At 68.5% G+C, this 13,229-nt stretch carries 10 protein-coding genes; 7 read left to right on the forward strand and 3 right to left on the reverse strand.

The genetic code is table 11. The annotated features are described in order from the left end of the window. From ACO0LV_RS16975 to speB, 3 genes are all read left to right on the forward strand, one after another. A partial coding sequence (locus ACO0LV_RS16975; RefSeq protein WP_424789107.1) for a M15 family metallopeptidase occupies positions 1-564 on the forward strand: 564 nt, incomplete at its 5' end. A gap of 99 nt (positions 565-663) precedes the next feature. After that, positions 664-2,028 carry an NAD-dependent succinate-semialdehyde dehydrogenase gene (locus tag ACO0LV_RS16980; protein ID WP_424789108.1) on the forward strand — a complete coding sequence of 455 codons (1,365 nt, stop codon included), beginning with the start codon at positions 664-666 and terminating at the stop codon, positions 2,026-2,028. Continuing rightward, on the forward strand, positions 2,028-3,038 hold the full coding sequence (gene speB / locus ACO0LV_RS16985; protein WP_424789109.1) for an agmatinase: 1,011 nt from the start codon (positions 2,028-2,030) through the stop codon (positions 3,036-3,038). Before ACO0LV_RS16980 ends, speB begins: the two co-directional genes overlap by 1 nt. Positions 3,039-3,058: 20 nt before the next feature. On the opposite strand, the gene ACO0LV_RS16990 is transcribed toward speB, so the two are convergent. Continuing rightward, positions 3,059-3,961: an Lrp/AsnC family transcriptional regulator gene (locus tag ACO0LV_RS16990; protein WP_424789110.1), complete on the reverse strand. Its 903-nt coding sequence runs from the start codon at positions 3,959-3,961 to the stop codon at positions 3,059-3,061. A gap of 258 nt (positions 3,962-4,219) precedes the next feature. Between ACO0LV_RS16990 and ACO0LV_RS16995 the strand changes: the two genes are divergently transcribed. From ACO0LV_RS16995 to ACO0LV_RS17010, 4 genes are all read left to right on the forward strand, one after another. Then, positions 4,220-5,599, forward strand: a complete 1,380-nt coding sequence (locus ACO0LV_RS16995) for an MFS transporter (protein WP_424789111.1) — start codon at positions 4,220-4,222, stop codon at positions 5,597-5,599. A gap of 100 nt (positions 5,600-5,699) precedes the next feature. Next, positions 5,700-7,382 carry an amidohydrolase gene (locus ACO0LV_RS17000; RefSeq protein WP_424789112.1) on the forward strand — a complete coding sequence of 561 codons (1,683 nt, stop codon included), beginning with the start codon at positions 5,700-5,702 and terminating at the stop codon, positions 7,380-7,382. Beyond that, on the forward strand, positions 7,379-9,007 hold the full coding sequence (locus ACO0LV_RS17005) for a thiamine pyrophosphate-binding protein (protein WP_424789113.1): 1,629 nt from the start codon (positions 7,379-7,381) through the stop codon (positions 9,005-9,007). The genes ACO0LV_RS17000 and ACO0LV_RS17005 overlap by 4 nt, the downstream gene beginning before the upstream one ends. Further along, the gene (locus ACO0LV_RS17010; RefSeq protein ID WP_424789114.1) at positions 9,004-10,617 is read left to right on the forward strand and encodes an amidohydrolase; all 1,614 of its coding nucleotides are present in this window, start codon (positions 9,004-9,006) and stop codon (positions 10,615-10,617) included. Before ACO0LV_RS17005 ends, ACO0LV_RS17010 begins: the two co-directional genes overlap by 4 nt. A gap of 84 nt (positions 10,618-10,701) precedes the next feature. Here the strand turns inward: ACO0LV_RS17010 and dacB are convergent, their stop codons facing one another. Together dacB and ACO0LV_RS17020 are read right to left on the reverse strand one after the other, a co-directional pair. Then, positions 10,702-12,291: a D-alanyl-D-alanine carboxypeptidase/D-alanyl-D-alanine endopeptidase gene (gene dacB, locus ACO0LV_RS17015; RefSeq protein ID WP_424789115.1), complete on the reverse strand. Its 1,590-nt coding sequence runs from the start codon at positions 12,289-12,291 to the stop codon at positions 10,702-10,704. Positions 12,292-12,382: 91 nt separating this feature from the next. Then, complete coding sequence (locus tag ACO0LV_RS17020) at positions 12,383-13,186, reverse strand: UbiA family prenyltransferase (protein WP_424789116.1); 804 nt, start codon at positions 13,184-13,186, stop codon at positions 12,383-12,385. Between the last annotated feature and the right edge of the window lie 43 nt (positions 13,187-13,229).

Here is a 13,229-nt window from a genome sequence, read left to right on the forward strand (position 1 = left end):
GTGGCGCAGATCGAGGCGACCCTCGGCTCGGTCTCGGTTCCGCGCGTGCAGCCATCCGCAGGTTCTGTCACATCGTTCGCCGGCGTCCTCGCCAACGCCGTCGCTGACACTGCCCCGGCTGCGATTGCCGCACCTTCCAACTTCGGACCGTCTGGGTTCCAGGTCAACGCCGACGGTGTGCCGGTCGATCTTGCCGCGTACGGAAACGGCCGCATCCCTCGTGAGGCTCTGGAACCGGTAGGCAACACCGGCCACAGACTGTGGGCACCCGCCGCCCAGTCGTTCGAGAAACTGCTGACGGCGGCTGCGGCCGACGGCGTGAGCATCGGCGTCACCGACTCCTACCGCCCGTACGATGTGCAGGTCGACGTCGTTCGTCGCAAGGGTCTGTACTCCGAGGGCGGCCTGGGTGCCAGGCCGGGTACCAGCCAACACGGCTGGGGAATGGCCGTGGACCTCGACCTGGATGCACCGGCGCAAGCATGGATGCGTACGAACGCCGCACAGTTCGGATTCGTCGAGGACACCCCGCGCGAGCCCTGGCACTGGGCGTTCCAACCCTAAGAGATCTCGGCGACACGGCCGGCCTGTTCTGCCCGCGACTGAACTCCGGCACCTCGGTACAGTGGCTTCATCCGCATTGACGCAAAACGGAGCCCCGTGATGATCGAATACCAGGTGATCAACCCCGCCACGGGTGAGCAGGTGGCTTCGTTCCCGGTGTTCACCGGTGAGCAGGTGGAGGCGGGCATCGCCTCCGCCGCCACAGCGCACCGCACGTGGAGCGCGACGGCGGTGGCTGAACGTGCCGCCGGGGTGCGCCGGGCTGCCCAGTTGCACCGGGAGCGTCGGGAAGACCTGGCCCGCATCATCGTGCGGGAGATGGGCAAGCCCTACCTGCAGGCGGTGGAGGAAGTGGATTTCGCCGCCGACATCAACGACTTCTACGCCGACCACGCTGAGACGATCACCCGGGATGAACCGGTGGATATCCTCGGAGAAGGTAGCGCGGTGGTGCGGCGCGCATCGCTGGGCGTGCTGCTGGGCATCATGCCGTGGAACTTCCCCTACTACCAGGTGGCCCGGTTCGCCGCACCGAACCTGGTGCTGGGCAACACGATCCTGCTCAAGCACGCTCCGCAGTGCCCGGAGTCGGCTGCCGCGCTGGAGCAGATCTACCGGGACGCCGGCCTACCCGAGGGGGCGTACGTGAACGTCTACCTCACCAACGACCAGGCGGCCGACGTCATCGCCGACGATCGGGTGCAAGGGGTGTCGCTGACCGGTTCCGAGCGGGCCGGTGCGGCGGTCGCGGAGGTCGCCGGGCGACACCTGAAGAAGGTTGCCCTGGAACTGGGTGGGTCGGACCCGTTCATCCTGCTGTCGACCGACGACATCGATGCCACTGTCGAGGCGGCGGTGCTGGCACGGTTGGACAACACCGGGCAGGCGTGCTCGGCCGCGAAACGCTTCATCATCATCGAGGAGTTGTACGAGGAGTTCCTGGAGAAGTTCCGGGCGGCGATGGCGGCGGTAGAACCAGGTGACCCCACATCGGTGAACACCGAACTGGGCCCGTTGTCCTCCGTGCAGGCGGCCCGGAACCTGCAGGACCAACTCGACCGTGCGGTAGCCGACGGTGCCACGTTGCGGCTCGGCGGCCAACGTTCCGGGGCGTTCTTCCCCCCGGCGGTGCTGACCGACGTCACCCCGCAGATGAATGCCTACAGGGAAGAGTTCTTCGGTCCCGTAGCCATGGTGTTCCGGGTGAGCAGCGAGCGGGAAGCCATTGACCTGGCCAACGACACCGGGTTCGGCCTGGGTTCCTACGTCTTCACCACCGACCAGCAGCAGGCGGACCGAGTGGCCGACCAGTTGGACGTGGGCATGGTGTTCATCAACATCGTGGCCGCCGATAGCCCCGAGCTGCCTTTCGGCGGTGTGAAACGCTCCGGGACCGCGCGGGAACTCGGCCTGCTGGGCGCCGAGGAGTTCGTGAACAAGAAGTTGATCCGTAAGGGAGTCTGATGGACGCCTCGCAAGACCGGCTCGGCCCGGCTGATTACAGCGCCACGCCTCGGTTCGCCGGCCCGCCCACATTCGGGCTACTACCCAGGTTGGATGAGGTGCAGGCCGCCCGCCCCGGGGCGCCGATCGAGGTGAAGATCCTGGGCGTGCCCTTCGACTCCGGGGTCAGTTACCGCCCCGGCGCCAGGTTCGGACCCGCCCACATCCGCCAGTCATCCAAACTGCTTCGTCCCTACAACCAGGCCACCGGTGCCGCCCCGTTCGCCGCCCAGCAGGTGGCCGACTGCGGAGACCTGGGCGTCAATCCCTTCGACATCGACGAGGCAATCGCGGCTGTGCAGGCGAACGCCGATGAGTTGCGCGCCGACGGTGCCAAACTCCTCACCCTCGGTGGCGACCACACCCTGGCGCTACCGAACCTGCGCTCGGTACACCGCAGTCACGGCAAGATCGCAGTGCTGCACCTGGACGCTCACCTGGACACCTGGGACACCTACATGGGCGCCCCCTACACCCACGGCACCCCGTTCCGGCGCGCGAGCGAGGAAGGGTTGCTCGACCTGGCCCGGTGTATGCATCTCGGTATCCGGGGTCCCCTATACGGAGCCGAGGACCTCACCGACGACGAGGTGCTGGGCTTTCAGATCATCAGGGCCGATGAGTACGAGTTCACCTCGGTGGCCGCGATCGTGGAGCGGATGCGCCGCCGCCTGGGGAATGCGCCGGTATATCTGTCGGTAGACATCGATGTGTTGGACCCCGCGGCCGCGCCAGGCACCGGTACCCCTGAGGCTGGGGGGTTGACCAGCCGGGAACTCCTCAACACCATCCGCGGTCTGCAGGGCCTGAACCTGGTGGGCGCCGAGATCGTGGAAGTGGCCCCGGCCTACGACCACGCTGAGATCACCGGGATCGCCGCCGCCCACGTCGGCTACGAAATCCTCTCCCTGTGGGCCAACCGCGAATCCGCGCCCAGCGGGCCTGCGGGTGCGTTCCTCACCGCTGACTGAGCAAGCCCGGTCCGGGAAACCTACAGGGCACTGGTGTAGTCCTCCTTCACCGACCGCAGATGCGCCCACGCCTCCAGAGCGGTGACCTCCGGGAAGGACCGCAGCCGTTCCAGCGAGGCATCCAGGTCCACCGGGCTGGCTCCGCGCAGTGTGACGACCGCATCGAAGCGTCCGATCGTGGCCGCGGCGAACTCCACATCCTCCTCATGACGCAGCCGTGTGAGCACCTGTGTGGCCTCCGACCGCAGGGTCAACCCCACCCCCATGGTCAGCAACCTGCCGAAGTGACCCCGCTCCTGGACCACCACCAGGCGGGCGATCCCCGCCTGCAACATCCGATTGACCCGCACACGAACCGCCGAGGAGGACCGGGCTACGCGCGCAGCCAGGTCCTGCCAGTTCGCGCGTCCGTCGCGCTGCAATTCCCTTAGCAACGCCCGGTCGGTGGCGTCGATGCTCATCGGCTCATACGTATCGTGCTCCAGGAGCCCCTTGAACACGCCGGTGTAGATGACCGTGCTGGTCCGCACCACGGCCGGGTGGCGCCGGACCTGGGCGAGCAGTGCCTGGATGTCGGTGTGGGTGGGCACCCGTACCTCCATGATGAGATCGTGGGCTCCCGCCACGATCGACACCAGGACCGTCTGCGGCCATGAGGCGACCAGGGTCGCCGCGTCCGCCACCGGACCCCTGGTGGCCACCGACACGTGCGCGGTGACCTGCAGCCCGGCGAAGTGCGGGTGCACCGCAGCCACCACCCGGATGGCGCCCGAATCGATCAATGCCCGCAGCCGCTGCCCAACGACCGCCCGTGGTTCGTGGATCGCGTGCGCCAGCGCCACCACACTGGCCCGGGGGTTCTGCTGCAAGGCGCGCACCAGCCGGCGATCCAGGTCCAGCCCGTAGCCACCGTCGGCGCTCATCGACCCTGGCATGCCTTTCTGAACGGATCCCCATCAATTCGTCAGCAGTCCGGCCGCCTGCTGCGCGTGTCACGAACGATTCTGCCATCCGCTGCCAACAGGTCTGCGGAATTCCCTTGAGTTCACAACAGACCTGTGTTGTGGGGCGCCCGGCAGGCTCGTATGCTCACACCCACAATCTGGCGCGGACCACAACGATGTCCCGGATCGGTGACCCCGGGGTGCCGCGACTACTCCTCCTTCGCAAGGCGGTATGTAATGAGCACCGGAACTCCCAGCGGGCAGAATTCCAGCCCTCGGCCCGGCGACGGGCAGACATTCAGCCATCGGCGGGCCCTGCGGGCCGGGATGGCCTCCTTCGTCGGAACGTCGATCGAGTTCTACGACTTCTATATCTTCGCCACGGCCGCGGCGCTGGTCTTCGGGCCGTTGTTCTTCCCCGACGCAGCCCCGATCACCGGTGTGCTGTACTCCTTCGCCACCTACGCCGTCGGCTTCTTCTTCCGGCCCCTGGGCGGAGTCATCTTCGGGCACGTCGGTGACCGGTTCGGGCGCCAGCGGTCCCTGGTCATGACCTTGGTGCTCATGGGCGTCGCGACCACCGCCGTCGGCGTGCTCCCGACCTATGAGTCGGTGGGCGTGCTCGCCCCGATCCTTCTGATTGTGCTGCGCGCACTGCAAGGAATCGCCGTCGGTGGTGAGTGGGGCGGTGCGGTGCTGATGTCGGTGGAGAATGCTCCGAACCGGTTCAAGGGGTTCTATGGCGCATTCCCGCAGTTGGGTAATCCGATGGGTGCCCTGCTGGCCTCCGGGATCTTCTGGCTGCTCACCGTGAACGATTCCCAGTTCCTGTACGAGTGGGGCTGGCGGATCCCGTTCCTGCTGTCCGCGGTGCTGATCGCGGTGGGTTTCTGGGTGCGGTACACCGTGGAGGAAACCCCGGTGTTCACCAGCGAGATCGAGCAGGACACCAAGGAGGAACTGCCCGTCAAGGCTGCGTTCCTACGCAATTGGAAACTGATCCTGTTGGGCGTGGGCCTGATCCCGATCTCCACCGGCGGGTACTACATGGTCACCACGTTCGCGACCGCGTACGGCACCGAACCCGCGTTCGGCATCGGCATCAGCGAGAACCAGATGCTCACCATCTTGTCCGTTGCGGCCTTCGGTGAACTGGTCTCCTGTCTGCTGATCGGGTGGCTTTCGGACAAGATCGGCCGCAAACGGGCCATGGGTGGCGGGTTGATCCTCACCGCAGCGCTGGTGGTGCCGATGTTCCTGACCATGGCCCCGGAGAACGTCGCACTGATGTACGTGCTCTTCACCGCGGTGCGGATCGGGATGAACTTCGCCTGGGCCCCGATGGCCTCGATCCTGGCCCAGGTGTTCCCTCCGCACTCCCGCCAGACCAGCCTGTCCATCTCCTACTCCATCGGTGCGGCGATCTGGGGCGGGCTGGCACCGGTGACCGCCACCGCGTTGTACCAGGCCACCGACACCATCTGGAGCGCGATCATCCTGTACTTCGCGATGACCGCGATCAGCATCGTCTGCCTTGCCCTGGCGCCCCAGCGCGTCGATGAGGTGTTCGAGGAGGATGTCCTCACCGCGCGGGCGCTACGGGAGGCCAACGAGTAGGTGGCGCGTACCGTCGGCACGTACCCGGTCCGGGCCTACCCTCCCCGGCCCCGACCAGGAAGCGACACCGGGGGTGGGCCGAGTGGAAGTGAGGGAGCCGATGCGAACGCTGCGGAGTTTCGACGGGACGCCGGAACACTGGGCACCCACCCTGGTCACCGCCGAGAGGATCCGGACACTGGAGCCGGACGGTGTGGTGAGCGCGATGCTCATCGCCGGCGGACGGATCGTCGCGCTTGGTGATACCGAGCGGTGCCGGGCAGCGGCGGACGACGCCGGATTGGGCCGGCCGCGCACGGTTGACCTGGGCGCGAAAACCGTGGTGCCGGGGTTCATCGACCCCCACGCCCACCCGCTGATGCACGGGCAGATGCGATCCTGGGTGGACTGCAGCCCGGGTAGGGCCCGCACCATCGACCAGATCGTGGAGCACCTACGGGAACGGGCTCGGCTGTCACCCGGTGAGGGACCGATCCGTGGCTACGGGTACGAGCACCGCAACCTCGCCGAGCGCCGTCACCCCACCCGGTTCGAGTTGGACCAGGTCGCCACCGACCGGGAGGTGTACCTGATGAACGCATCCGGGCACGGGGGCGTGGTGAACTCCTACACGCTCGCCAAGTACGGCATCACCCGGGACACTCCGAACCCGCCCGGCGGGGAGTTCTTCCGCGACGCCGATGGGGAGTTGACCGGTGAACTCTCCGACGCCGCATGCAACATCCTCACCGGCGCCGACGGGGTGAAGGTGGGCAACCACGGCCCCAACCTGCACCTGGGTGACCCTCGGCAGGAGCACCTGGATCAGTTGCGGACCGCGCAGCGTTCGTTCCTGGCCGGCGGGGTCACCGCGGTGGGTGATGCGCAGGTGACGCGCCGGGAGTTCACCACCTACCTGGATCTGGCCGAGGCCGGCGATCTGCACGTGCGGTACTCGATGTACCTGCTCTCCGCCTTGCTGGACGAGGGCCTGGAGATGGGGCTGCACGGCCCGTTCGGCAACTCCAGGCTGCACTTCGCCGGATTCAAGTTCTACGCCGACGGCACCCTGGGCGGGTGGACCGCCTACTTCCCCGACGGTTACGTCGGCGACCCCTGCCGCACCGGCATGCTCTACCACGAGCCGGCCGAGTACGCCCAGATGATCGCCCGCGCCCATCGCGCCGGCCTGCAGACCGCCACGCACGCCCAGTCTCCGGACGCGATCGCGATGGTGCTCGATGCGGTGGAAGCCGCCCAACGCGACGATCCCCGGCCCGACGCACGGCACCGGATCGAGCACTGCGGGCTGCCCACACCGGAGCAGGTCAACCGGATCGCCGCAGCCGGGATCATGCCGGTGAACCAGACCCAGCACTACTACAACTGGGGTGAAGGGGTGCTCGACGCGATCGGCAGCCCCGGGGAACGGTTCAACCCCTTGGGCGAGTTCGCCGCCGCCGGGGTTCCGGTGACGCTCAGTTCGGACGCACCGGTGGCCGACCCCCTGCCGTTGCAGGCGATCCAGACCGCGGTGACCCGCCGCACCGCGCAGGGTGCTGAACTGGGCCCGCCGCAATTGCGGATCACCGCCGAGCAGGCGCTGCACGCCCACACCCTGTCCGGGGCGCGCGCACTGGGACGGGAGGCGGAACTGGGTTCCCTCGCCGTAGGCAAGTTCGCCGACTTCACCGTGCTCGCCGAGGATCCGCTCGCAGTGGATCCGCAATCCATCGCCGATATCCCCGTGGTCTCCACCTGGGTGGACGGGGTACCCCGCTACGAGTCGGAGCAGTCGGCATGACGACCGAGAGTGCCAGGAACGTGGGCCGGGACGTGCTGACCGTGCTGCGCGCCTACGGGGTGGACACCGTGTTCGGCATCCCCGGCACGCACAATCTGGAGTTCTACCGTCACCTTCCGGAACTGGGTATCCACGCCGTGACCACCCGCCACGAGCAGGGCGCCGGGTACGCCGCCGACGGGTGGTCGCTGCAAACCGGTCTTCCCGGTGTGGTGGTCACGACCTCGGGCCCCGGGTTGTTGAACGCGCTGTCCGCGGCGGCCACCGCCCACGCCGAGTCCCGCCCGATGATCATCCTCACTCCCGGCCCGCCGCTAGGCCAGGAGTTCGCCGACATCGGGGCGCTGCACGAGACCAAGGACACCCGCGCCGCCGCCGATGCCGTGGTGCAGTGGGCCCGGCGGGTGGAGTCCGGCCGGGAAGCCGTCCAGGCCGTCCATGACGCGATGGACCTCTTCCGCGCCGGCCGCCCGCGTCCGGTGGTGATCGAGGTCCCCCTCGACGTCCTCGAAGGGGAGAGCGACTGCCCTCCGGAGATGCTGCGACCCCACTCCGAACCGCAGCCGGCCGCCGGCGACGACGAGCACGTCGCCCGCGCTGTCCGTTTACTCACCGGTGCCACCCGTCCGGTCGTCCTGGCCGGTGGTGGCGCGGTCCGGTCCGGCGCCGGGGTCACCGCGTTGGCCGAACGGTTGGGCGCACCGGTGGTGACGACGTTGAACGGACGCGGTGTGGTGCCGGAGTCACACCCACTCGCGGTGGGGTCCACGCTGCGGTTGAAGGCGGCCCACGCGCTGGTCAACGACGCCGATGTACTGCTCGTGCTGGGCTCGAAGGTCGGCGAGGCCGAGTTGTGGTGGGGGCCGCTGCAACCGTCCGGCCAGGTGATCCGCGTGGATCTGCTCAGCACGCAGATTCATAAGAACCTGCCCGCCCACATGGGCATCGTGGGAGACGCCGGCGTCGTCGTCGAGCAGTTGCTGCAGGCGCTGCCCGACGGCGACCCGAGCGACACCACCGGAGCACGCCGCGCCACTGTGGCCCGCGCCGAGATCGACCGGGAGAGCCGGGAGTGGGCCCCGGCCACCGCCGCCTGTTGCGACGCGATCGCAGCCGGCCTTCCCGCGGACGTCATCCTGGGGGCGGACTCCTCACAGATCTGTTACTACGGCACCGCCAACATGGTGCCGGTGGAGCATCCGAACTCCTACCTGTACATGGCCACCTACGCGACGCTCGGCTACGGGCTACCGGCGTCCATCGGCGCGAAGGTCGCCAGTCCGCACCGCCCCGTGGTGTGCGTGCTGGGCGATGGTGCGTTGATGTTCTCGGTGCAGGAGTTCATGACCGCCCTGGAGCAGCACCTGGACCTGGTCGTGGTGTGCGTGGACAACGGTGGCTACCGGGAGATCGAGGAGAACGAAGCAGACCGTGGCATCCCTCCGATCGGGGTGCGCCTGGACCAGCCCGATTGGCCGGCGCTGGTCACCGCGTTCGGCGGCAGCGGGGCCTCGGTCCGCGTCGCGGGCGATCTGCCCGGGGCACTACGGGCGGCGATCGACGCCGGCGGGGTGCATCTGCTGCACGTGCCGTTGTCACTGTTCGAAACCGAGGAGCAAGGATGACCGCTGACATGTCGAGCGAGTCGGGTGCGGAACTGCCGGGGACGGCCAAGGCCACCGCCCGGGCCTGGGTCGATGAGCACATGAGGGACCTGTCCCGTTGGCATCAGCACATCTGGGAGTTGGCCGAGCCGGCCTGGCGCGAGCACGAGTCCGCGTCCTGGTATGTGCAACGGTTGCGCGCCGAAGGCTTCGACGTGGAGGAAGGCTCCGGTGGGATGCCTACCGCGTTCTGTGCCGAGTGGAGCAACGGTCCCGGCCCAACCCTGCTCACCTATGCCGAGTACGACGCCGTGCCGGGCAACAGCCAGGAGGCGACCACTCGGCGCCGGCCCCGCGAGGGCCTGGGTCCCGATGCTCCCGGGCACACCGACCCGCACTCGGTACTCGGCATCGCCACCCTCGCCGGGTTGCTGGCCACCCAGCATGCCATGATCGAGCGCGACATCCCGGGCAGGTTGCGCTACACCGGGGAACCGGCCGAGAAGATGCACGGGTCCAAGGTGGTGCACGGGCTGCGCGGGTACTACGACGGCGTGGACGCCATAATCAGTTTCCACCCGTTCTACATGCTGCCGCTGTGCAACACCGCCCGGTGGGACACCCAGTGCGGGGCGTACTACTCCAAGGTGTATGAGTTCGTCTGCGACGAGCCGCAGACCTGGCAACTGGGCGCCGACCCGAACTCCCCGATCCCAGCCTCCCATTCGGCCGCGCGCGCACCGGGGGCGAACATCGCGTTGATGCAGATGCACTCCGCGTCGCGCACCATGCACGATGCGATGCTGCCCAGTGTGGGCGGGTGGAGCCTGTCTGATGCCATCCTGGCGTCCGGGCAGGCCACCGCGGACAACCTCCCGGCCCAGGTGGCGCGCATCCAGTACTCCTGGCGCACCCCGGACGTGCCGATGGCCGAGCACGTGCTCGCCGTGCTGGATCGCAATGCCGAGCACGCCGCGGCGATGGCCCACTGCCGGCTGGAGAGCACCTGGGTGGCCCGGTCCCGGCCTGGGTTGACCAACCACACGATGGCGCAGGTGCTCTACGACAACCTGGCCGAGGTGGGCGCCCCGACCTACGGGCCCGAGGCGATCGGAGCGGCACAGGACATCCAGCGCGAACTCGGCATCGACCCGATGACGCAGCCGTTCCTGGCCGAGTGCGAACAGTTGACCAGTCCGCAGGAGGCCGAGGCCGCCCTACGTGAGCAGATGCCCGCCTGGCAACGCAACTGGACCAGCGACGACTACGTGGAGATGACCCACTACGCCCCGACGGTGCGGTTCTACGTGGCCCGCCCGGCGTTGCGACCCGCTCCCGGGCGGGGGGCCTACCCACCCTGGGTGATGAACGCCCTCGGCGGCATCCCGGCCGCCATCGACCCGACCATCGAAGTCACCGGGAAGACCGTGGCCGGCACCTTCATCGACCTGCTGTGCGACGAGGACGCTCGCGCCCGGGCCGCGGCCGAGTTCGCCGAGCGGTCCGAAACCGAGGGGATGGAGCCGTTGCTGCCGGCGGACTTCCAGCCGCCGACCCACCTGCCGTGGCCGGAGTACGTGCGTGACCGGGAGGGCAACCGTCGCTGGCTCGGTACCGGAGCCCACGGCTGAGGCGGTCCCGCGCCGTCCGCATCCGAGAAGTCCGCACGACCGGCCCGGCACGTGTGCCGGGCCGGACGTGCTGCCCGGGAGCCCTCAGCAGGTCAGCGCCGCCTCACCCTTCTGCCATGAGCACTCCAGGTCCGGGTCGGACTCGTACGCGGGTTCGATCGCCATCGGGGCGACCGCCGCACCGCCGTCCTCGGAGTGCGACGCCAGGGTCACCGCGATCTGGTTCTCGATGTCGCCGATGCCCACTAGGTGGTTGTTGAACAGCATCGCGAACACCAGGTCACGTCCGTCGGCGTCGGTGACGTAGCCGCTCAGTGCGGTCACCCCGGTCAGACTCCCGGTCTTGGCGTGCACGTTCCCCTGTGCCGGGGTCTCACACATCCGCGAGTTCAGGGTCCCACCGACCATCCGCTCCCCCGCGCAGGCCACCGGGAACTCGGCGTACCAGTCCTCGAACCAGTCGGCCTCCTGCACCTCGTACAGGAAGGTGGCGAACTCACCGGCGGGGATCTGGTTGCCGCGGGACAGGCCCGAGCCGTCCACCAGACGCAACTCACTGGTCACCCCCAACGACTCCAGGTAGCCGCGAAGCACCTCAGCGCCGCTGGACCAGTCGCCACTGCCCGCGATCTCATCGCCGAGGGTCTTCAGGAGCACTTCGCCGTGACCGTTGTTGGACAGTTTCATGAACGGGTTGAGCAGTTCCGTCAGCGTCATCGACTCGTGCGTTGCCACCACCTCGGCACCGCTCGGTGTGGCCACGCCCGTCCGGATGTCACCAGAGACCTCGACGCCATGGTCCTGCAGCGCCCTGGCGAACACCGCCGCGGCCATGCCGGTCGGCTCCCACACCGCGCGCCACACCCGCCTGGCATCGGCGTCCGCGGCAATCGTTCCACTGACCGTCCAGGTGTTCGAGCCCCGCTCACGCGTCACGCTGATCGAGGTCGCCCCGCTCGGCGCCACGGTGGTGGCTTGGTTGTCGATGCTGATGTAGTCGGATTCGGGGATGACCGAGACCTCGGCGGCCTCGCCGGCACTGCCCGGTGCGGTGTTGATGATGACCGTGCCGGCGTCGTAGTCCTCGTTCGGGCCCACCGACAGCGCGGAGATCTGGGCGGAATAGTAGAAGTCCTCATCGCCCCAGGACCAGAACGGGCCCAGTCGCTGACTGTCGAACCGGGTGTCGTCGGCAACCAGGTCCCCGTGCACCCGGCGGATACCGGCGTCGGCCACTTGCTCCGCCAGCGCGGCGTAGTCCTGCTCCAGCATGGTGGGGTCGCCGTCACCCTTGAGGTACAGGTCCCCGTGCACCACCTCGGAGTTCCCGCGCCGCTCGCCGTCGGTGAGCACCGTGGTGGTGTAGGTGTAGTCCGGCCCGAGCAACTCCATCGCCGCCGCCGATGTCAGCATCTTCACGTTCGAAGCGGGCATCAGTCGATAGCCCGGGTTGTGCTCGTACAGCCGCTCCCCCGTCCGGGCGTCCTGGACCACCACCCCGGCCAGCGCCCCGTCCAACCGGGAGTCCGCCAGGATCCGGTCGACGTCCTCGACCCAGGCCGGAGCATCCCCGCTGGGCATGGTGTCGTTGCCGGTCATCGGTGCCTGTGCGGCGATCACACCGGCCGCCAGCGCCACCACCGCGCCCAGCGGTGCCTTGTATCCACGCAACATCGAGTGCCTCACTTCGTCGTAAGAAAAGGACGCCCGGACCGTAGCGCGGTAACTAAACGTCGTCAACCGTGGTAAATGCCTTTCGGCCGGTTCAGCCGGACCTGGCCAGCAGCATCACCACGTTCAACACCGCAATCGCCATCGCCCCGTAGAACGGAAGCCGGCGCGGTGCCGCCACCGAGGCTGCTGCCAGCACCCCCGCGACGACGAGCACCCCCCAGGCCCACCAGGGCACCGGTCCCGCAGGCCCGAGCACACCCACGGCCGTACCGGCGAGAAGGACGACGACGGCAAGGCGCCCGCAGGTAGGTGCGCCGAGCCGGTGGCCCAGCCCGCGCACCCCGGTGGCGGCATCATCGCTGAGGTCCGGCAGCACGTTGACCAGATGCGCTCCGACTCCGAGCAACCCACCGACGGCGAGCATCCACCAGGGCGGCAGCATCGCGGGAGTCAACGCCAGCCATGGAACGGCCGGCAGTGCAGCGAATGCGGCGGCATAGGGCACCCATGACCACACCGTGGCTTTCAGTCCGGCGTTGTAGACCCAGCCCGAGCCGACCAGCACCAGGTGCGCCAGCGCCGCAGCCCAACCCAGCGCCAGGCTCGAGGCGAGACACACCAGCGCCGATGCGACAAGAGCCGCCACGACCGTCGCCTTGGTCAACTCGCCCGTGGCCAGCGGCTTGTCCGTACGCCCCACAGCCCGGTCCCGGTCGGCGTCGAGCAGGTCGTTGGACCAGCCGATCGTGAACTGCCCGGTCAGCACCGCCAGCGCCACGACGGCGATGGTCCCGGCGTCGTGACCTGCCTCCAGAGCCAGCAGCGTCGCCAGGGCGGTGACCACCACGGTAGGGGCGGGATGGGTGGCACGCAGCAGAGCGATGACGATGCGCACCCCCTGAGGCTACGCGGTCCCACCGGCGTCGGCACAGGACGCG

It is taken from the genome of Pseudactinotalea sp. Z1739, from assembly GCF_049725055.1.
In the GTDB taxonomy this organism is placed as follows: Bacteria; Actinomycetota; Actinomycetes; order Actinomycetales; family Beutenbergiaceae; genus CALKWS01.